General features: G+C 72.3%; 15 protein-coding genes and 1 tRNA gene. 8 read left to right on the top strand and 8 right to left on the bottom strand.

The genetic code is table 11. From position 1 onward, the window contains the following. Positions 1-63 precede the first annotated feature (63 nt). The 3 genes from AC0KTA_RS17290 to AC0KTA_RS17280 form a co-directional block, all read right to left on the bottom strand. Complete coding sequence (locus AC0KTA_RS17290) at positions 64-4,155, bottom strand: nSTAND1 domain-containing NTPase (protein WP_481056008.1); 4,092 nt, start codon at positions 4,153-4,155, stop codon at positions 64-66. A 665-nt stretch (positions 4,156-4,820) separates the two neighbouring features. Then, a tRNA-Pro gene (locus tag AC0KTA_RS17285) sits at positions 4,821-4,894 on the bottom strand. 111 nt (positions 4,895-5,005) lie between these two features. Further along, entirely contained in the window at positions 5,006-5,941 is a 936-nt protein-coding gene (locus AC0KTA_RS17280; protein WP_481056007.1) for a metallophosphoesterase, read from the bottom strand. 109 nt (positions 5,942-6,050) lie between these two features. Here AC0KTA_RS17280 and AC0KTA_RS17275 point away from each other — a divergent pair, with 109 nt between their 5' ends. Then, positions 6,051-6,518, top strand: coding sequence for a GatB/YqeY domain-containing protein (locus AC0KTA_RS17275; protein WP_481056006.1), 468 nt, complete (start codon positions 6,051-6,053; stop codon positions 6,516-6,518). Positions 6,519-6,694: 176 nt separating this feature from the next. On the opposite strand, the gene AC0KTA_RS17270 is transcribed toward AC0KTA_RS17275, so the two are convergent. Next, positions 6,695-9,013, bottom strand: coding sequence for a transglycosylase domain-containing protein (locus AC0KTA_RS17270; RefSeq protein WP_481056005.1), 2,319 nt, complete (start codon positions 9,011-9,013; stop codon positions 6,695-6,697). Between the two features lie 404 nt (positions 9,014-9,417). Here AC0KTA_RS17270 and AC0KTA_RS17265 point away from each other — a divergent pair, with 404 nt between their 5' ends. After that, entirely contained in the window at positions 9,418-9,759 is a 342-nt protein-coding gene (locus AC0KTA_RS17265) for a WhiB family transcriptional regulator (RefSeq protein WP_481056004.1), read from the top strand. A gap of 151 nt (positions 9,760-9,910) precedes the next feature. Here the strand turns inward: AC0KTA_RS17265 and bagB are convergent, their stop codons facing one another. Further along, on the bottom strand, positions 9,911-11,341 hold the full coding sequence (gene bagB, locus AC0KTA_RS17260) for an ATPase BagB (protein ID WP_481056003.1): 1,431 nt from the start codon (positions 11,339-11,341) through the stop codon (positions 9,911-9,913). 37 nt (positions 11,342-11,378) lie between these two features. Beyond that, positions 11,379-12,353 (bottom strand): ATPase BagA, encoded by a 975-nt coding sequence (gene bagA / locus AC0KTA_RS17255; protein WP_481056002.1) that lies wholly within the window; start codon positions 12,351-12,353, stop codon positions 11,379-11,381. A 129-nt stretch (positions 12,354-12,482) separates the two neighbouring features. Here bagA and sp36 point away from each other — a divergent pair, with 129 nt between their 5' ends. The 4 genes from sp36 (at position 12,483) to AC0KTA_RS17235 (ending at position 15,050) form a co-directional block, all read left to right on the top strand. Further along, complete coding sequence (sp36, locus tag AC0KTA_RS17250; RefSeq protein ID WP_003975360.1) at positions 12,483-12,644, top strand: Sp36 family protein; 162 nt, start codon at positions 12,483-12,485, stop codon at positions 12,642-12,644. Continuing rightward, entirely contained in the window at positions 12,641-13,111 is a 471-nt protein-coding gene (locus AC0KTA_RS17245) for a RidA family protein (protein WP_016642762.1), read from the top strand. Before sp36 ends, AC0KTA_RS17245 begins: the two co-directional genes overlap by 4 nt. A 99-nt stretch (positions 13,112-13,210) precedes the next feature. Continuing rightward, a complete protein-coding gene (locus tag AC0KTA_RS17240; protein ID WP_481056001.1) occupies positions 13,211-14,152 on the top strand; it encodes an NUDIX hydrolase in 942 nt (313 codons plus the stop codon). A 67-nt stretch (positions 14,153-14,219) separates the two neighbouring features. Then, complete coding sequence (locus AC0KTA_RS17235; RefSeq protein WP_481056000.1) at positions 14,220-15,050, top strand: MBL fold metallo-hydrolase; 831 nt, start codon at positions 14,220-14,222, stop codon at positions 15,048-15,050. Between the two features lie 181 nt (positions 15,051-15,231). Here AC0KTA_RS17235 and AC0KTA_RS17230 read toward each other — a convergent pair whose 3' ends face one another. Both AC0KTA_RS17230 and AC0KTA_RS17225 read right to left on the bottom strand, forming a co-directional pair. Further along, positions 15,232-16,089 carry a nucleotidyltransferase domain-containing protein gene (locus AC0KTA_RS17230; protein ID WP_481055999.1) on the bottom strand — a complete coding sequence of 286 codons (858 nt, stop codon included), beginning with the start codon at positions 16,087-16,089 and terminating at the stop codon, positions 15,232-15,234. Positions 16,090-16,230: 141 nt separating this feature from the next. Further along, positions 16,231-16,905: a Crp/Fnr family transcriptional regulator gene (locus tag AC0KTA_RS17225; RefSeq protein WP_016642758.1), complete on the bottom strand. Its 675-nt coding sequence runs from the start codon at positions 16,903-16,905 to the stop codon at positions 16,231-16,233. A gap of 410 nt (positions 16,906-17,315) precedes the next feature. On the opposite strand from AC0KTA_RS17225, the gene nth reads away from it, so the two are divergent. Beyond that, the gene (nth, locus tag AC0KTA_RS17220; RefSeq protein WP_481055998.1) at positions 17,316-18,407 is read left to right on the top strand and encodes an endonuclease III; all 1,092 of its coding nucleotides are present in this window, start codon (positions 17,316-17,318) and stop codon (positions 18,405-18,407) included. A 519-nt stretch (positions 18,408-18,926) separates the two neighbouring features. After that, positions 18,927-19,586 carry an NUDIX hydrolase gene (locus AC0KTA_RS17215; RefSeq protein ID WP_481056455.1) on the top strand — a complete coding sequence of 220 codons (660 nt, stop codon included), beginning with the start codon at positions 18,927-18,929 and terminating at the stop codon, positions 19,584-19,586. The last annotated feature ends 196 nt before the right edge of the window (positions 19,587-19,782 follow it).

The following is a 19,782-nucleotide window of genomic DNA, read 5'->3' as shown; positions in this document are numbered from 1 at the left end:
CGGTAACAAGGCTCGTCGCGCAGGTCTACACTTCGCTGGCGCAACTTCCGGTCTACTTCTGGACTACGCCTCGCACGGCGGCGCGTACGAGAGACGGGGCAGATATTCGCGCCACTTTTCCCGGGTCAGAACTCCCCGAGTGGTCGAGCAAATACGGCTGATCGCCGCGCCGGTGTCCAAGTTCCACAGCCGGACGGTATCGGCGCCGCTGGACACCCCGAGCATGTGGCTGTGCGGGCGGAACGACAAAAAGGCGCCCGTCTTGGCGTTGGGGCTCATCGACTGGCCGATGGGCGAGGCCTTGGCGGGGCTGGCGACGTCCCAGAGCCGGACCGTGTTGTCGTTGCTGCCGCTGGCCAGCGTGCTGCCGTCCGCGCTGAACGACAGCGACACGATCGCGTCGGTGTGGCCCTTCAGGGACGCGTCGAGCCGGTTCGCCCTGCGCGGGTCGGCCACGTTCCAGAGCCGGACCGTGCCGTCGTCGCTGCCGCTGGCCAGAGTGTGGCCGTCCGGTCCGTACGCGATGGTGTTGACGGGTCCCAGGTGCCCCTTGAGCGGCGTACCGAGCCGGGTGGCGTGGCGCGGGTCGGTCACGTCCCAGAGCCGGACGGTGCTGTCCGCGCTGCCGCTGGCCAGGGACCGTCCGTCGGTGCTGAAGGCAAGGGAGTTGACGTACCCCTTGTGGCCGGTGAGCGGCTTGCCGAGGGGGCGGGGACGGGACGGCGTGCTGACGTCCCACAGCTGTACGGTGCGGTCGGTCAGGGGGGTCGCCAGGATGCGGCCGTCCGGGCTGAAGGCCAGCGCGGCCGCGAACCGGGTCCGCAGCGCGACGGGCGGCCCGTGGGGGACGGGGCGCGCCGGGTCGGCGACGTTCCACAGCTGCAGCGCGCGGCTGCCCGTGAGCACCGCGAGGGTGCGGCCGTCGGGCGAGAACTCCGGCGACCGGATGGCCCCCTTCCCGGGCTTGAACGGCTCGCCCAGCGACACGGGCTTGTTGGGGCGCTGTACGTTCCACAGCCGGACCCGGTCGTCGCCCGCGGCCGTGGCGAGCACCTTCCCGTCAGGGCGGAACGTCCCGGTGCGGCCGATCATGTCCGCCGTCGGTATCGACCACAGGCGGACCTTGTTGTCGCCGTTCCCGGTGGCGAGGGTCTGCCCGTCGGGGCTGAAGCCGATGGCGTACATCTCCCCGCTGCCGCCCGCGAGCGGCTTGCCGACCTGTGACGGGTGGGCCGGGTCGCTGACGTTCCACAGGCTGGCCGTGCTGTCCGCGCTGCCGGCCGCGAGCATCGTCCCGGCGGGGTTGAAGGCCACGGACCACAGGGGGCCGGTGTGGCCGGTGAGCGGTGAGCCGAGCGGTTTCGCGCGGCGCGGGTCGGCGACGTTCCACAGCCGGATGGTGTGGTCCACGCCGCCGCTGGCGAGGGTGCGGCCGTCGGGGTTGAAGGCCACGGAGTGCACCGTGCCCGTGTGGCCGGTCAGTGCCTTGCCGGCCGGCTTCGGGTGCCGCGGGTCGGCCATGCCCCACAGCCTGATCGTGCCGTCGTCACCACCGGCCGCGAGCGTCCGCCCGTCCGGGCTGAACGCCACGGAGCGCACGGCGGCGCCGTGGCCGGTGAGCGGCGAGCCGAGCGGTTTCGCGCGGCGGGGGTCGGCGACGTCCCACAGCCGGACGGTGCCGTCGTCCTGGGCGGAGGCCAGCGTGCGTCCGTCCGGGGTGAAGGCGAGCAGGTAGATGGTGCCGCCGTGGCCGTTCAGGGGCGTACCGAGCGGGCGCGGGTGGCGGGGGTCGCGCACGTTCCACAGCCGGATCGTGCCGTCGTCCCCGGTGGTGGCGAGGGTGTGGCCGTCCGGGCTGAAGACGGAGGTGCTCACCCAACTCTTGTGGCCGGTGAGGGGCTTGCCCAGGCGCTTGGGACGCGCGGGGTCCGACACGTCCCACAGCCGGACGGTCCGGTCGTAGCTGGCGGTGGCCAGGAGCCGTCCGTCCGGGCTGAACGAGGTGAGGTAGACGGCGCCGGTGTGGCCGAGCAGCGGGGTGGCGAGCGGCGCGTTCACGATCGAGATCAGCCGGTTCTTCGTCCCCTCGTCGCCGGGCCGCAAGCGGTGTGCCACCAGGTCGAGTTGGGCGGACAGCGACGGATCCCTGTCCTGGGCGCGGTCGGCCTCGGCGACGACCTGCTCGAACACCGCGTCGTTCCGCCCGGACACGGCGTCGTTGCGCTGCTGCCAGGCGACCACCGCCGACACGACGGCCACCATCGCCAGGGCGACCAGCGCCGCCACCGCGGCACGGCTGATCAGGACCGTGCGCCGGCGCAGCCCGGCCGACGCGGCGAGGAACTCCCTCGCGCCGCGGGTCAGGAAGGTGTCTCCGGCGGACGTCGCCCAGGCGCGGGCCTGCTCGAGCCGGGAACCCCGGTACAGCAGTGCCGCGTCGCGCTCGGACTCCTCCCAGGCCCTGCTGTCCTCCTCCAGGCGCTGGCGCAGCAGGTTGTCGTTCCGGTCCTCGTCGATCCAGTCGCGCAGCCGCGGCCAGGCGTGCAGCAGCGCCTCATGCGTGATCTCCACGGTCTCCGCGTCGAGGGTCACCAGGCGGGCGCGGACCAGCGCTTCGAGGGATTCCTCCGTCTTGTTGGGGTCCGTCGACTCCTCCGCGAGCTGGCGCCGCGTCCCGCGCCTGCGGGTTGCCTGGGTGTCCTCGCTCAGCCGGACCAGCCTGAGCAGGAGCAGCCGCGCCGCCGTACGCGCCGCCGGGTCGAGGCCGGACCAGGCGCGCTCGGCGGTCGCGGCCACCGCTCCCTGGATCCCGCCCGCCGCGCGGTATCCGGCCAGCGTCAGCCTGCCCGTCTTCCGCCGCTGCCAGGTGGCGAGCAGGGCATGCGAGAGGAGCGGCAGCACGCCCGCGTGGTGCGCGCCGCGGGGCCCGTCGGTGCTCACCTCCCGGACGATCAGCTCCGCGAGGCCCGGTTCGAGCTCGAGCCCGACGGCCTTGGCCGGGCCGGTCACCGCGTTCCGCAGCTCGGTGGTGGTCAGCGGTCCGAGCACCATGTGCCGGTGCTGCAGCGCGTCGGCGAGCTCGGGGTGTCCGAGGCACTCCTCGTAGAAGTCGGCGCGGATGCCGAGGACGACGAGGGCGGGGGCGCCGGTGCCGCGGTAGCCGCCGGAGCCGCGGTAGCCGCCGGAGTCACCCGAGTCACCCGAGTCATCGGAGTTGACGGATTCACCGGAGTCATCGGATTCACCGGGTGAGCAGGCGGCGTGCAGGAGCCGGACGAAGGTGCGCCGGTCGGCCTCGTTGGAGCAGAGGGTGAACGCCTCCTCGAACTGGTCCACGATGAGGACCGGCCGGCCGGCGGAGGGGGACGCGCGCCGCGCCCACGCGGTCACGGACTCCCGTACATCGTCGGCAAATTGGGGCGAATCGCACTCAAGCGTGCCGAGCTCGGGTATTCGCTCGGCCAGCTCCGCGAGGGGATCGCTGCCTGGTACGAGTTGCAGCACCGGCCCGACCTGCCTGTCCCCGTCGCCGCCGTTCCGCAGCGCGGGCACCAGGCCGGCGTTGAGGAGGGAGGACTTCCCCGCCCCCGAGGCGCCCACGAGCACGACGAGGCCGCCCGTCTTCTCCGCGGCGCGGAGCTGGGCGACGAGGGCATCGGTGCTCCGCTCCCGGCCGAAGAACCACTGGGCGTCCTGCTGGCGGTACGAGGCGAGCCCTCGGTAGGGGCACACGCCGGGGACGGCGGCGTCGACCGGGAGCCGTTCGCCGTCGTCTGCGGAGGCCGCGGTGGCCGCGGCCGCTGCCCGGTCGCCGGCGGGGTCGGCCACCGAGCGTTCCCACATGCGCTGCCACTGCGCGAGGTCGTACAGACCGGGGGACACCGGCGTGGGCCGCTTGCGCCGCGCTTCGGGGATCAGGACGTGCAGGACCGCGGCGAGCGCGGCGAACTGCGCGGGCACGTTGTTGGCCCGCCGCCAGTCGCTGATCCGCTGCGCGGACACCCGCACGGGGCGCCCGCGTTCGTCGACCCGCTGCAACTGGACGACCGCTTCGGCCACGCGTTTGAGGGGCGGGTTACCGGCCTCCTGGTACAGCAGCGCGAGACGTTCCGCGAAGGCCGTGCGTGCCCCTGAGTCGGAACTCAAGGCCTCCACCCCTTACTTCCCCCGCACCTGAACATCCGGACCGGAAAACTCACCCTATACGGCTGACCTGCGACGAAGGCCGCCGGACGCCCCCGGAAGCTCCTCAGCGGGGGCCTCACCTGGCAGGATCGCGACGCAGTAGCGAACCAAGCACGTGGCGTCAGGGCAGGCCACCGGCTCGGCGCCCGGAGAGGCGACTCATGGCGCTCCATGTTCCTGGCCGGGTTCCTGGCCGGTTTCCGTCGGAGCCACGAAGCGGTGGCGAGGCGTTCCTCGCGCGCATTGGTGGCGGGGCTTTGCTCGCACGCACTGGTGACGAGGCGTTCCTCGCGGGCACTGAAGAGACCCGCGGAGCCGGTCACACCCGGACCGGCTCCGCGCCCTCCGCGTCGTTCGGTACCGGTCCCCACGAGGGGAGGGACCGGTACCGATACGACGTGGCGTGTGCGACGCACGCAGCCGCAGGGCGCTCGGCGCCGGCCGCAGAGCGCCCTGCCGGGTCCGCGCCGGCCCACGAGGCGGCCCGCTGCGACTCCGGCTGGGGCCCGCGCTGAGACGACGTACATGCCTGCCCCCGAGACGACGTAGATGCGTGCCCCCGAGACGGGGCCCCGAAAACGCGTCAGGCCCGGTTCCCATTCCTGGAAACCGGGCCTGATCTGCTGTTTCAGCTGTCGGGGTGGCGGGATTTGAACCCACGACCTCTTCGTCCCGAACGAAGCGCGCTGCCAAGCTGCGCCACACCCCGATGTCGTTGCTCCGGCGGTCCTGCTGCGCAGGTCGCGGCGACATCGATTACTTTAGCGGACCCGCGGCCGGAGACGAAATCCGGTTTTGCGGGGTGGGACGCGGGCGGGAGTCAGGGGCGCGGAGTGCGTTCCGTGAGGGTGAGGAGGGTGGCCTCCGGGGGGCAGGCGAAGCGGAACGGGGTGTAGCGGTTGGTGCCGCAGCCCGCGGAGACGTGGAGGTAGGAGGTGTGGCCCCCGGACGCGTGCGTCGACAGGCCCTTCACACGGTCCGTGTCCAGGTCGCAGTTGGTGACGAGGGCACCGTAGAAGGGGATGCGGAGCTGGCCGCCGTGGGTGTGGCCCGCGAGGATCAGGGGGTAGCCGTCGGCCGTGAAGGCGTCGAGGGAGCGCAGGTACGGCGCGTGCACGATGCCCATGGAGAAGTCCGCGCCGGCCACCGGACCGCCCGCCACCTGCGCGTACCGGTCCCGCTTGATGTGCGGGTCGTCCAGGCCGGTCAGCCCGATCTCGTAGCCCTCGACCTTCAGGGCGCCGCGGGTGTTCGTGAGGTTGAGCCAGCCCGCCGCGTCGAAGCCGTCCCGCAGGTCCTCCCACGGGTTGTGGATCGCGCCCACCACGGGCTTGTTGCCGTTCAGGCCGTGGCGGCCCTGCGCCTTCTCGAACAAGTAGCGCGCGGGATTGCGCGGTTTCGGGCCGTAGTAGTCGTTCGAGCCGAAGACGTACGCACCGGGGTACTGCATCAGCGGGCCCAGCGCGTCCAGGACCTCGGGGATGCCCTCGGGGTCCGAGAGGTTGTCGCCCGTGTTGATCACGAAGTCGGGGCGCAGGCCCGCCAGCGAACGCAGCCAGCGCTGCTTCTTGCGCTGCCCGGACACCATGTGGATGTCGGAGACCTGGAGCACGCGCAGCGGCCGCATCCCTGGCGGCAGGGCCGGGACCGTCACCCGCCGGAGGCGGAAGAAGCGGGCCTCGATGCCCACCGAGTAGGCGATACCGGCCGCGGCCGTCGCCGTGATTCCCAGAGGTACTGCGTATCGCGCGCGCATACAACCATCGTGTCAGACGCCACACGCCCGTCGGCGAGGGAGTCCGACGGTCCGGCGGCGGAGCCGAAAACGGCGGGCCCTCTCCCCGCCCACCTGCCACAATTGCCGCATGACCACGCTGAAGGCCAAGCTCAAGGAAGACCTCACCGCGGCGATCCGGGAGCGCGATGAGCTGCGCTCCTCGACGCTGCGGCTGACGCTCACCGCCATCTCCAAGGAGGAGGTCTCGGGCACGACCGCCCGCGAGCTCTCCGACGACGAGGTGCAGAAGCTGATCACCCGCGAGGCGAAGAAGCGCCGCGAGGCCGCGGAGGCCTTCGCGCAGGGCGGCCGCGCCGCGCAGGCCGAGCGCGAGAAGGCGGAGGGCGAGGTGCTCGCCGAGTATCTGCCCCAGCCGCTCTCGGACGACGAGCTGGAGCAGATCGTCGCGGAGGCCGTCGCCGAGGCGAAGGGCGCGGGCGCGGAGGGGCCGCGCGCCATGGGCCAGGTCATGAAGATCGTGAACCCGAAGGTGGCCGGCCGCGCCGAGGGCGGCCGCGTCGCCGCCACGGTCAAGAAGCTGCTCGCCGGCGGCTGAGAAGCTGCTGGCCGGCGGCTGAGCCCTCCCACGGCCCGGGTTCCAACCCCGCGGCCTGCGTACGTCGCTTCCGTGCGTTTCTTCGTACGCGTCTTCGTACGCGTACGTCGATGGGGCGCCCCCCGAGTCCGACTCGGGGGGCGCCCCATCAACGTATTCAGGAAGAGCCTTCGGCCTCAGTCCCGCCGGCCGCCGGGCCCGCCGTCCCAGCCTCCGCCGTCCCCGCCGCCGATGACGCCGGGCGGCAGCGAGACGTCCGGCCACGGGTTCCCGCCGCCGTTGCCGCCGTTGCCGTTTCCGCCCCCGTTGCCACCGCCGCCGTTGCCGTCGCCCGGCTTCCCGTCGTCGTCACCGCCGTCACCGCCGCCGTCGTCGCCGTGGTCCCCGCCGTCGTCGTCATCGCCGTCGTCGTCCCCGTGGTCCCGGTCGCGGTTCTTGTCGCCGGGGATGCGGACGGTGTTGAACTCGGGGTCCGGCTTGCCGGAGAGGGCGCCGCTCATCGCGTCGCGCCAGATCGGTCCCGGGACCTCGCCGCCGAAGACCTTGTCGTAGGGCCGGCCGCCGATGGTGATGGAGACCATGCGGCGCTCGTGGGCCGGGTCGCCGACCCAGACCGCGCCGGACATGTTCGGGGTGTAGCCCGCGAACCAGGCGGCGTAGCGGCCGTCCGTCGTACCCGTCTTGCCCGCGCTGTCGCGGGAGCCGAGGCCGGCCTGCTTGCCCGTGCCGTCCTCGACCACGCCCTTCAGCAGGGTGTTGATCGTGTCGGCGGTCTTCTCCGACATGGCGCGCGTGCACGTCGACTTCGGCACCGGGAGGGCCTTCCCGGCGAGCGTGCGGATCGACTCGATGGCGATCGGCGTGCAGTGCGTGCCGCGCGAGGCGAAGGTCGCGTACGCGCTCGCCATCGTCAGCGGCGACACCTCCTGGGTGCCGAGCGCGATCGACGGCGCCTGGTCGATCGGCTTGCCGTTGGCGCGCTCGACGCCCATCTTGTCGGCCATCTTCGTCACCGGGCAGATGCCGATGTCGCCGATCATCTCCACGAAGTACGTGTTGACCGACTTCGCGGTCGCCTCCCGCATGCGGTAGGGCCCGACCTCGGACTCGTTCTCGTTGGTGAGCTTCTGGTTGCCGTAGTTCCGCCAGGTCTTGCCGTCACAGGCGGCGACCCGTTCGGGGTACGGCATCTCGTACGGCGCGTCGTACCGCTTGCCCGGTGACATGCCGCGCTCCAGGGCCGCCGCGGCCACGATCGGCTTGAACGTCGAACCGGGCTGGTAGCCCGCGCCGCCGCCCATCGCGTCGTCCACGGAGAGGTTCATCTCCGTCTCGTTCTTGCCGTAGCCGAACGGGCGGGACTGGCCCATGCCGAGGATCTTGCCGGTGCCGGGCTCGACGATGGTGGCGGCGGTCGCCACGTCGTCGGTCTGGTAGACGTGATCCTTTATCGAGTCCTGCACGGAGGCCTGGGTCTGCGGGTCGAGCGTCGTCCTGATGCGCAGGCCGCCGCGGTTCCACAGCTTGGCGCGGGCCTCCTTGGTCTTGCCGAAGACCGGGTCGTTCAGGAAGACCTTCTCGACGTACTTGCAGAAGAACCCGGCGCCCTTCACGGCGGTGATGCAGCCGTTCTTGGGGCGGCTCACCTTCAGGCCGAGCGGGGTCTTCTTGGCCTCGTCGGCCTCGCGCTGCGAGATGTCGTGCGTCTCGGCCATGCGCTGGAGTACGACGTTCCGCCGCTGCTTGGCCTCCGACTCGTCGTTCACCGGGTCGTACCGGCTCGGGGACTGCACGATGCCGGCGAGGAGGGCCGCCTCCTGGAGCTTGAGGTCGTCGGCCGACTTGGAGAAGTAGCGCTGGGAGGCGGCTTCGACGCCGTACGCCTGCTGACCGAAGTAGGTGATGTTCAGGTAGTTCTTCAGGATCCGCTTCTTGCCGAGCTCTTCCTCGACCTGGATCGCGTACTTCAGCTCGCGGATCTTGCGGCCGAGGGTCTGCTGCGTGGCCTGCGCGACCTTGTCCGGGTCGTCGCCGGCCTCCTCCACGAAGACGTTCTTCACGTACTGCTGCGTGAGCGTGGAGGCGCCCTGGGAGACGCCGCCGCTCTGCGCGTTCTGGTTGACCGCCCGCAGGATGCCCTTGAGGTCCACCGCGCCGTGCTCGTAGAACCGGGAGTCCTCGATCGCGACGATCGCCTTCTGCATGTACGGCGAGATGCGGTTCAGCGGGACCACCGTGCGGTCGCGCGAGTACACCGTGGCGATGGCGCCGCCCGCCGAGTCCATGATCGTCGTGCGCTGGCTCAGCGGCGGCTGCTTCAAGTTGGCCGGGATCTCGTCGAAACTGTCCACCGACCCCTTGGCCGCGAGCCCGATCACGCCCGCCGCGGGCAGCGCGATCCCGGCGAGCACCGCGCCCGCGAGCACGCTCACGCCCAGGAACTTGGCGGCCTGCTGCACGGGGGAGAGACCACCGCCCGATCGCTTGTTTGCCATGGGGGCAGCCTACGTTCTGATTCGCCGGACACGCGTATATGCCTTGGCCTAAGCTGCTCTCAACTGTCACAGCAGTGTGGTCCCGCAACACGCCCCGTGTCGTCCCCGAATCCGGCCTCTTTGTGGCGGATCTCTGGAGTCCCTGTCCGAATCCGCCACATGCGTCTTGTCGCGTCCGCTGTGACTCAACTGAACTGCCCACATTTGCCGGGTTGGTTACGCATGTCGCCAGCTCACTCCGTCGGGTGATCTGCCGCTTACGCATAGTCCGTTCGGGCCATTCAAGATTGGGCCCGAAGGGGGTGTTGCGCTGTGCCCACCTTCCGTAACGTCCTCAACTGGCGGCGGTGAATATGCCGCTGCCGCCGTGGGGGAGCCTCGATTCGGGAGAGGACGGCGCCGGTATGGGCTGGGTAACCGACTGGAGTGCGCAGGCCGCCTGCCGCACTACCGATCCGGACGAACTGTTCGTACAAGGAGCAGCGCAGAACAGGGCCAAGGCGGTGTGCACCGGTTGCCCGGTGCGTACGGAGTGCCTGGCCGACGCGCTGGACAATCGCGTCGAGTTCGGCGTGTGGGGTGGCATGACGGAGCGTGAGCGGCGCGCGTTGCTGCGCAGGCGCCCCACCGTCACCTCGTGGCGCCGGCTCCTTGAGACCGCACGCTCCGAGTACGAGCGTGGCGCGGGCCTGCTGCCCGACTTGGAGGACGAGGAAACCTACGAGAGCTACGCGGCCGTGGGCTGAGCCCACGTGCGGCCGTGGGCGTGCCGGGGCTGATCCCGCGGGATTCCCCACGTCACGTACCACCGTCCAACGCCTGCCACCGGTCCCCAGGGGTGTCGCCGAGCTCGGGCGGCACCGGGGCCGCCGGGGTGGGATCACACTCGGCCAGGGATCACACTCGGCTCGACTCCGCGAGCCGGTCGCCGATGGTGCGCAGGCCGTCCAAGTCGTGCACATCGCCCGGCAGCGCGGCCACCTCGGCCACGGCCACCTCCGGGTGCAGCGCGGTGAAGCGGTCCCGCGTGTGCCGCTCGCGGGCGAGCAGGCGCATGCGCTCCGCGTGCAGCCGCAGCAGGCCGGCGGTGAGCTGTTCCACCGACGCGTGGGAATCTTCGACGGACGCGCCGGAATCGGTGTCTTCGGTTGGAAGGGAACTGCCGGAAGCCTCAGGGGAGTTGGGAGCCTCGGACTCTGAGGAGTTACGTCCTCCTACCTTCCCGCCGTCCTGATCCACAATGCCGGACGCCTCAAGATTTTCCCCGGCGGGCCCCGCGCCCGCATCGGCCTCGGCGTCTTCCTCGCGCCCCTCGCGGCCTTCTCCACGCGCCTCGCGGTCTTCCTCGCGCCCCTCGCGGTCTTCCTCGCGCTCCCCGCGGTCCTCCTCGCGCTCCTCCAGGCTCTCCGCCGCCGCGAGCGCCCGCTCGGCCGACAGGCCGGCCGCGCCGCTCCCGTGCACCCGGTTCAGGACCAGGCCGGCCAGCGGCATGTCGTCCGCCGCGAGCCGCTCCACGAAGTACGCCGCCTCCCGCAGCGCGTCCCGCTCCGGCGACGCCACCACCAGGAACGCCGTCCCCGGCGCCTGCAGCAGCCGGTACGTCGCGTCCGCGCGCTTGCGGAAGCCGCCGAACATGGTGTCCATCGCGGCCACGAAGGTCTGCACGTCCCGCAGCAACTGGCCCCCGAGCAGCTTGCCCAGGGCGCCCGTCATCATCGACATCCCGACGTTCAGGAACTTCATGCCGGCCCGGCCGCCCACCTTCGCCGGGGCCATGAGCAGCCGGATCAGCTTCCCGTCGAGGAACGACCCGAGCCGCTTGGGCGCGTCCAGGAAGTCGAGCGCGCTGCGCGACGGGGGCGTGTCGACGACGATCAGGTCCCACTCGTCGAGCGAGCGCAACTGCCCCAGCTTCTCCATCGCCATGTACTCCTGCGTGCCCGCGAAGCCCGCCGAGAGCGACTGGTAGAAGGGGTTGGAGAGGATCGCCCTGGCCCGGTCCGCGTCCGCGTGCGCCTCGACGATCTCGTCGAAGGTGCGCTTCATGTCGAGCATCATGGCGTGCAGTTCCCCGGCGCCCTGGACGTCCTTCACCCGCCGCGGCACGTTGTCCAGCGAGTCGATGCCCATGGACTGCGCCAGCCTGCGGGCCGGGTCGATCGTCAACACGACGACCGTGCGGCCCCGTTCGGCGGCGCGCAGCCCGAGCGCGGCCGCCGTGGTCGTCTTGCCGACGCCTCCGGAGCCGCAGCACACCACGATGCGGGTCTTCGGGTCGTCGAGCAGGGCGTCGACGTCGAGCGGGTCACGTGCCGGATCGAGGCTCATGAGTTTCCTGATCTCCGCGTGGTGAGTGGTGTCGTGCTCACGAGACCCCCTGCTCCCGCAGCTCCGCCGCGAGCTCGTACAGACCACCCAGGTCGAGACCGTCGGCCAGCAGGGGCAGTTCGTGCAGGGGCAGGCCGTGCTCGCCGAGAACGGCCCGCTGGGCGCCCTCCAGGGCGTACCGCTCGGCGTACTCGGCGGCCTGGGCCAGCAGCGGGTCCACGAGCCGTCCGGCGGCGCCACGGGCCCCGCCGAGGCCCGCGGCCGCGAGGGTCTTCGCGATGGCCGCACGCGGCGTCCGCTCCAGGCCGAGCTCCAGCTCCGCCTCGTCGAGCAGCTCGGGGCGCACCATGTTCACGATGACGCGGCCCACCGGCAGCTGGGCGGCGCGCAGCTCGGCGATGCCGTCGACCGTCTCCTGGACCGGCATCTCCTCCAGGAGGGTCACCAAGTGCACGCTCGTCTCGGGGGACTTGAGCACCCGCATGACGGCCTGCGCCTGATTGTGTATCGGGCCGATCTTCGCGAGTCCGGCCACCTCGTCGTTCACATTGAGGAAGCGGGTGATGCGGCCCGTCGGCGGGGCGTCCATGATCACGCAGTCGTACGCGAAGCGCCCCCGCTTGTCCTTGCGGCGCACGGCCTCGCAGGCCTTGCCGGTCAGGAGCACGTCGCGCAGGCCCGGCGCGATGGTCGTGGCGAAGTCGACGGCGCCGAGCTTCTTCAGGGCGCGGCCCGCGCTGCCCAGCTTGTAGAACATCTGGAGGTAGTCCAGGAGGGCCAGTTCGGGGTCGATGGCGAGGGCGTACACCTCCCCGCCCCCCGGAGCGACGGCGATCTTCCGCTCCTCGTAGGGCAGCGCTTCTGTCTCGAAGAGCTGCGCGATGCCCTGCCTGCCCTCGACCTCGACGAGGAGGGTGCGCTTGCCCTCGGTCGCGAGGGCGAGCGCGAGGGCCGCGGCGACCGTGGTCTTGCCGGTACCGCCCTTGCCGCTGACGACCTGGAGCCTGCTCACGTCTTCGAGCCTAACCAGTCGCCCGCCGGGCTACGCACGAGGCTGCCCATGGGGCCGGTGCGGGGCCGCCTCCGGGGCCGTCCCCGGGCTCCGCGCGAGGTGGCGGGCGGCAGGCATTACAGTCGCCGTATGACCAAGTGGGAATACGCAACCGTGCCGCTGCTCGTCCACGCCACGAAGCAGATCCTGGACACCTGGGGCGAGGACGGCTGGGAGCTCGTCCAGGTCGTGCCCGGGCCGAACAACCCCGAGCAGCTCGTGGCCTACCTGAAGCGGGAGAAGCAGGCATGAGCGGTGTGGTCGAGGCGCGCATCGCCGAACTCGGTCTGACCCTGCCCGCGGTCGTCCCGCCGCTCGCGGCGTACCGGCCCGCGATCCAGTCGGGTGTGTACGTGTACACGGCCGGCCAGCTCCCCATGGTGGACGGCAAGCTGCCGGTCACCGGCAAGGTCGGCGCGGAGGTCACGCCCGAGGAGGCCAAGGAACTCGCCCGCACCTGCGCGCTGAACGCGCTCGCGGCGGTCAAGTCCGTGGCCGGTGAGCTCGACCGCATCGCGCGCGTCGTGAAGGTCACCGGCTTCGTCGCCTCGGCGCCCGACTTCACGGCCCAGCCCACCGTCATCAACGGCGCCAGCGAACTCCTCGGCGAGGTCCTCGGCGACAAGGGCGTCCACGCCCGCAGCGCGGTCGGCGTGGCGGTGCTTCCGCTGGACGCCCCGGTTGAGGTCGAGGTCCAGGTGGAGCTGCTGCCCTCGTAGCGGTTCCTTCGTGTTTCCCCAGTGGGCGGCTTGGGCTGCGGGGCGCACCACAAGAGGCGGCCCCTCGAACATCCGCACCACACCGGATAGCCTCCGGCCATGGCAAATGGGCAGTGGTACCCCCCGGAGTGGCCCGACCGCATCCGCGCCCTCGCGGCAGGCGAGCTGACGCCTGCCGCGCCCCGCGCCGCCGCCACGGTCATGCTCCTCCGGGACACGGGGGATACCGGGGGCACCCAGGACATCGGGGACACCGGGGCCACCCGGGACACCCGGGACGCCGGCCCGGAAGTGCACATGCTGCGCCGACGCACGTCGATGCCCTTCGCCGGCGGCGCGTACGCGTACCCCGGCGGCGGCGTGGACCCCCGCGACGACGACCGCCACGTCCGCTGGGCCGGCCCGCCCCGCACGGCCTGGGCGGCCCGCCTGGGCCTGGACGAGGCGGCCGCCCAGGCCACCGTGTGCGCGGCCGTCCGCGAGACGTACGAAGAGGCGGGCGTCCTGCTCGCAGGCCCGACCCCGGACACCGTCATCGAGGACACCACCGGCGACGACTGGGAGGCGGACCGCGCGGCCCTGGTCGCCCGCGACCTGTCCTTCGCCGAGTTCCTGGACCGCCGCGGCCTGGTCCTGCGCAGCGACCTCCTGGGCGCCTGGGCCCGCTGGATCACCCCGGAGTTCGAACCGCGCCGCTACGACACGTTCTTCTTCGTCGCCGCCCTGCCGCGCGGCCAGCGCACCCGCAACGCCTCCACGGAGGCCGACCGCACCGTCTGGATCAGCCCCGCGCGCGCCGCCGAGCGCTACGACCGCGGCGAGCTCCTGATGATGCCGCCGACCATCGCCACGCTCCGCCAGCTCAGCACCTGCGCGAGCGCCGCCGACGCCCTCGCCGCCGCCCCGTCCCGCGACCTGACCCCCGTCCTGGCGCAAGCCCGCCTGGAGGACGGCGAGTTGATCCTGACCTGGCCGGGCCACGACGAGTTCACGAAGCACATCGAGTCCACGAAGCACATCCCGCCGGGCGGCCCGGCATGACGGCGAGCCCGGCTTCGTACGCGCACCCGGCCCCCACACCTCCGGACCCGACGGGAGTCACCCCCGCATGACCGAAGCAGCCGCCCTCCCCGGCCAGCCGCGCGGCGGCGTACTCGGCGGCCCCGCCACCGAGCGCGCCGTCAACGTCCTCGCGCCCAACCCGTCCGCGATGACCCTGGACGGCACCAACACCTGGATCGTCGCCGAACCGGGCTCCGGCCCCGCGGTCGTCATCGACCCGGGCCCGCTCGACGAGGCGCACCTCGCGCGCGTGATCGCGACGGCGGAGGCGGCCGGACACCGCGTCGGGCTCACCCTGCTCACGCACGGCCACCCCGACCACGCCGAGGGCGCCGCCCGCTTCGCGGAGCTGACCGGCAGCAAGGTCCGCGCCCTCGACCCGGCGCTGCGCCTCGGCGACGAGGGCCTGGCGGCGGGCGACGTGATCACGACGGGCGGCCTGGAGCTGCGCGTCGTACCGACGCCCGGGCACACCGCCGACTCCCTCTGCTTCCACCTGCCCGCCGACCGCGCGGTGCTGACCGGCGACACGATCCTCGGCCGCGGCACCACGGTCGTCGCACACCCCGACGGCCGCCTCGGTGACTACCTGGACTCGCTGCGCCGGCTGCGCTCCCTGACGGTCGACGACGGCGTGCACACGGTGCTGCCGGGCCACGGCCCGGTCCTGGAGGACGCGCAGGGCGCGGTCGAGTTCTACCTGGCGCACCGGGCGCACCGCCTCGCCCAGGTGGAGACGGCGGTCGAGAACGGGTACGTGGAGCCGGGCGACGTGGTGGCGCACGTGTACGCGGACGTGGACCGGTCGCTGTGGCCGGCGGCGGAGCTGTCGGTGCGCGCGCAGCTGGACTATCTGCGGGAGCACGGGCTGGTCTAGGGCGTGTCCGATGGGTCCGGTCGGCTGTGTTCCGGGTGCGTGTTTGTGGGGTCGAGCGGTGTCTGGTGCGTGTGGCTGCAAGGCGGAGGAGGGCGTCGACGCGGAGCGTCGGCAACCGACGACAACGCGGCAGACGCGCGTGCCCGGCGCCGCGACGCCGACGGGACCCATCGGACACGCCCTAGGGCGCCGAGGCGGTCGCGGCCTGCCCCGGGCGCGGGGTTTTGACGCCGTGCACGGCGGCGTACTCCTCGGCGAGCCAGGGCCCGATCACGTCGGTGTACTCCCGCAGGGCCCGCCGCAGTTCGTCCGCGTCGGCGGCCGGTTCGTACGCCATGACGGCCGCCGCGCGCATCCGCTCGGCCCACTGCGGGTAGTACGCGCCGAACGCCTCCGCCATCTCCATGAGGTCGCTGGTCCAGCCGCCCCAGCGCGGCATGACGAGCGTGAAGCCGGTGCGGACCAGGTGGCGCCCGGCGCGGCGGACGAGGGCGCGCAGCTCTTTGAGGTCGGCGGCTTCGGTGGCTTCGGCGGCCTGGGCGCGCCAGCGCGGCAGGAACAGCGCCAGATCGCCGTTGGTCTCGCGGGCGAGGCGGCTGTCCGGCCGGTAGCGGGGCAGGAATTCGGCCAGGTCCTCGCCGAGCAGCGGCGTGCAGAGGCAGGCGACGAACCAGCCGAGGTCGTACGTCTCCAGATCGCTCAGGACCTGCGCGCGGCTCGTCAGCAGGATGCCCACGCCGTCGACCTCGGTGAACTCCTTGTCGACGGCCGCGGCTACGGCGTCCGCGCCGGCGCGGTCCTCCGGGGTCGGGTCCTCGCGCAGGACGAGCAGCAGGTCGAGGTCGGAGCGGCCCACGCGCGCGGTGCCGCGGGGCACGGAGCCGTACAGATACGCGCTGTCGAGCCGCTCACCGAAGACCTCGGCGACGCGGTCGCGCGCGGTGGCGACGGCGGGCCGGAAGGCGTCCCGCACCCGCCCCAGCGAGCCCTCACGCTCGATGTAGCCCTGACTGTCCAGCCCACGACTGACGGTGCCCATGGGGCCCACTGTGCAGCGTGACGCCGAGCGGGGCACGTACTTTTGCCCGGAGGCGGGCTTGTGGCGCGGGGCCCGCCGCGTGGCGGCGAGCCCCGGCCTCGTACAAAGGCGCCGTACGGAGTCTCCGTACGGAGAGCGACGTCAGCGCGAGCGCTTCGCGAGGCGCTCCACGTCGAGCAGGATCACCGCGCGGGCCTCCAGGCGCAGCCAGCCGCGGCCCGCGAAGTCGGCCAGTGCCTTGTTGACCGTCTCGCGGGAGGCGCCGACGAGCTGGGCCAGCTCCTCCTGGGTGAGGTCGTGCACCACGTGGATGCCCTCTTCGGACTGCACGCCGAAGCGGCGCGACAGGTCGAGCAGGGCGCGGGCCACGCGGCCGGGGACGTCGGAGAACACGAGGTCCGACATCTGGTCGTTGGTCTTGCGCAGGCGCCGGGCGACGGCGCGCAGCAGGGCGGCGGCCACCTCCGGGCGGGCGTTCAGCCAGGGCTGGAGGTCGCCGTGGCCGAGGCCGAGCAGCTTGACCTCGGTGAGGGCGGAGGCCGTGGCCGTGCGCGGGCCCGGGTCGAAGAGCGACAGCTCCCCGATGAGCTCGCCGGGGCCGAGCACCGCGAGCATGTTCTCGCGGCCGTCCGGGGACGTCCGGTGGAGCTTCACCTTGCCTTCGGTGACCACGTACAGGCGGTCTCCGGGGTCGCCCTCATGGAAAAGCGCGTCTCCGCGCGCGAGCGTCACCTCACTCATGGAGGCGCGGAGCTCCGCGGCCTGCTCGTCATCGAGCGCCGCGAAGAGCGGGGCGCGCCGCAGAACGTCGTCCACGAGTTCTCTCCTTGTCGACCTGCATCAGGGGACCGTGCCCCCAGTTTGCCGGACGGTTCAAACAGTGTGATCAGTCACTCAAGTCTGCCGCACTTGTGACGGAGGCAATGCGGAAGGGGGCCAATTGGGGGCCGATCCGGGGGACCGGCGGTGGATACGGACGTCCGGACGTGGGTCGGACATCTGCTCCCAGGCCCGTGAGAGCACAGGCTACGGCGACGGTGGGTGCGGTTGTCCTGGAGAATTCTGCTGTGGGCGAACACGTTTCGGTTACCCCGAGGAACCGGGCAAAACGGGCGTTGCGTGGGGCGTAAGCCGGGGGCGCGTGCCGGTCTTCGTGAAGGTCGACGTCGGTATGACAACTGCGCATCTCCTCCGTCCGTGTCAGTGGCGGCCCGTAGGCTGGCGCCATGGCGAAACGAGGTGTGTCGGAGGGCTCCGGGGGCGCGACTCCCGCTAAATCCGGGGGCGCGACTCCCGCGAAACGGGCGGCTGCCGGGCAAGGCGCGGCCGCCGTCAAGAAGGCCGCGCCCAAGACGGCCGGCGCCGCCAAAAAGGCCGCGCCCAAGACGGCTGCCGCCGCCAAGAAGACCGCTTCGAAGACAGCTGCCGCGTCCAAGAAGACCGCTGCCGCGTCCAAGAAGACCGCTGCCGCGTCCAAGAAGGCCGCCGCATCCAAGAAGGTCGCCGCGGCCGCGAAGGCGGCCGTCGCCCCGCTGAAGAAGCCCAAACCCCCGCAATCCCGGGCGGCCCTCGTGCGGCAGGCCCGGCGGATCAACCGCGAACTGGCCGAGGTGTATCCGTACGCCCACCCGGAGCTGGACTTCGAGAACCCCTTCCAACTCCTGATCGCCACCGTCCTGTCGGCGCAGACGACGGACCTGCGGGTGAACCAGACCACCCCCGCCCTCTTCGCCAAGTACCCCACGCCGGAGGACCTGGCCGCCGCCAACCCCGAAGAGGTCGAGGAGCTGATCCGCCCGACCGGCTTCTTCCGCGCCAAGACCAAGTCGATCATGGGCCTCTCGGCGGCGCTCCGCGACGACTTCGGCGGCGAGGTGCCCGGCCGCATAGAGGACCTGGTCAAGCTGCCCGGCGTGGGCCGCAAGACCGCCTTCGTGGTGCTCGGCAACGCCTTCGGCGTCCCGGGCATCACCGTCGACACCCACTTCGGCCGCCTGGTGCGCCGCTGGAAGTGGACCGAGGAGACGGATCCGGACAAGGTCGAGGCCGCCGTCGGCGCGCTCTTCCCGAAGAGCGAGTGGACGATGCTGTCGCACCGCGTGATCTTCCACGGCCGCCGCATCTGCCACTCCCGCAAGCCCGCCTGCGGCGCCTGCCCCATCGCCCCCCTGTGCCCGTCGTACGGGGAGGGCGAGACGGACCCCGAAAAGGCCAAGAAGCTCCTGAAGTACGAGATGGGGGGCCTCCCCGGCCAGCGGCTCAAGCCCCCGCCGGACTATCCGGGCAAGCCGGCGCCCCCGCTGGGCGCGGCCGGGTGAGCCGGGGCGGGGCGCGCGGCGGGGCGGCCGCGGGGACGCGGAGCCGTCCGCGGGGCGGAGGGCTTCCGGCGAGGAGACATCCGCGGGGCGGAGGTCGTCGAGCGAGGAACCTGGCGAGGAACCTTCCGTGGGGCGGACGCCGTTGTGCAGAGACGGACGGGGGTGCCGATGACGCACGCGAGTGACACGCACACAGGCGAAGACACAGGCGAAACCGACACGTACACAGGCGAAACCGAGACGCACGCAAGCGAAACCGACACGCACACAGGCGATACGGACATGAGCGACGGCCCCGGCCACGAGCACGCCCCCGCACGCCGGGGTGCCCCCCGCCCCGAGGGCCGACGGCCCGCCTCCGCGCGTCCGGACGACCCCCGCCCCGCCCCCGCGCGTCCGGACGCCCCTCGCCCCGCTCCCGCGCGTCCGGACGCCCCTCGCCCCGCTCCCGCGCCCCCCAACGGCCAAGGCCCCGCCCCCGCCCTCCGTGGCGGTCACCACGCCCTCACCGCCCGGGGGCTGCTCAGCGTCGAGGGGCTGCCCGCGTGGCTGACCCCCGTGGCGCGGGCCGTCGAGACCGTCCGGCCGGACCAGCTCAGCCGGTTTCTGCCGCCGGAGAGCGGCGCGGGCCGCCAGTCCGCGGTCCTGATCCTCTTCGGGGAGGGCGAGCGCGGCCCCGAGCTGCTGCTCATGGAGCGGGCGAGCTCCCTGCGCTCGCACGCGGGCCAGCCGTCGTTCCCCGGCGGCGCCCTCGACCCGGAGGACGGCGACCCGCGCGTGGAGGGCCCGCTGCGGGCCGCGCTGCGCGAGGCCGAGGAGGAGACCGGCCTCGACCCGAGCGGCGTCCAGCTCTTCGGTGTGCTGCCGAGCCTGTTCATCCCGGTGAGTGACTTCGTGGTGACGCCCGTGCTCGGCTGGTGGCGCGCGCCGAGCCCCGTCGGTGTGGTCGACCCGGCCGAGACGGCCCGCGTCTTCACGGTGCCCGTGGCCGATCTCACGGACCCGGCGAACCGCGCGACGACGGTCCACCCGAGCGGTCACAGAGGCGCGGCGTTCCTCGTAGAGTCCGCCCTGGTCTGGGGTTTCACGGCCGGCGTCATCGACAGACTGCTGCACTACGCGGGCTGGGAGCGCCCCTGGGACCGGGACCGGCAGGTCCCGCTCGACTGGGGCTCATGACAAGGTTGCGGGGGCCACGTTCACCGGGGCCGTCCGGGCCACCGGGCCTAGGACGGTCCGGACGGCCGACACCGCGGGCGCGGCGACGGCGAGGACCGTGAAGGGCACAGCGAAGACCGTGAAGCACGGCGACCGTGAGACACGGCGACGACGAGGCGAGGCGAGGCGGGACTGATGCGAGGCGAGGACTGAATCC

It is taken from the genome of Streptomyces sp. Y309, from assembly GCF_056712025.1.
Note: the sequence above shows the minus strand (reverse complement) of the source record. Positions and strands in the feature narration are given on the sequence as shown.

Excerpts from the sequence above, each read along its gene's own strand:
- bagB (WP_481056003.1), bottom strand. The coding sequence starts at position 11,341 with ATGAGCCTCGATCCGGCACGTGACCCGCTCGACGTCGACGCCCTGCTC.
- AC0KTA_RS17230 (WP_481055999.1), bottom strand. The coding sequence starts at position 16,089 with ATGGGCACCGTCAGTCGTGGGCTGGACAGTCAGGGCTACATCGAGCGT.
- AC0KTA_RS17235 (WP_481056000.1), top strand. The coding sequence starts at position 14,220 with ATGACCGAAGCAGCCGCCCTCCCCGGCCAGCCGCGCGGCGGCGTACTC.
- sp36 (WP_003975360.1), top strand. The coding sequence starts at position 12,483 with ATGACCAAGTGGGAATACGCAACCGTGCCGCTGCTCGTCCACGCCACG.
- AC0KTA_RS17280 (WP_481056007.1), bottom strand. The coding sequence starts at position 5,941 with ATGCGCGCGCGATACGCAGTACCTCTGGGAATCACGGCGACGGCCGCG.
- AC0KTA_RS17265 (WP_481056004.1), top strand. The coding sequence starts at position 9,418 with ATGGGCTGGGTAACCGACTGGAGTGCGCAGGCCGCCTGCCGCACTACC.
- AC0KTA_RS17275 (WP_481056006.1), top strand. The coding sequence starts at position 6,051 with ATGACCACGCTGAAGGCCAAGCTCAAGGAAGACCTCACCGCGGCGATC.
- AC0KTA_RS17240 (WP_481056001.1), top strand. The coding sequence starts at position 13,211 with ATGGCAAATGGGCAGTGGTACCCCCCGGAGTGGCCCGACCGCATCCGC.
- AC0KTA_RS17245 (WP_016642762.1), top strand. The coding sequence starts at position 12,641 with ATGAGCGGTGTGGTCGAGGCGCGCATCGCCGAACTCGGTCTGACCCTG.
- AC0KTA_RS17270 (WP_481056005.1), bottom strand. The coding sequence starts at position 9,013 with ATGGCAAACAAGCGATCGGGCGGTGGTCTCTCCCCCGTGCAGCAGGCC.
- nth (WP_481055998.1), top strand. The coding sequence starts at position 17,316 with ATGGCGAAACGAGGTGTGTCGGAGGGCTCCGGGGGCGCGACTCCCGCT.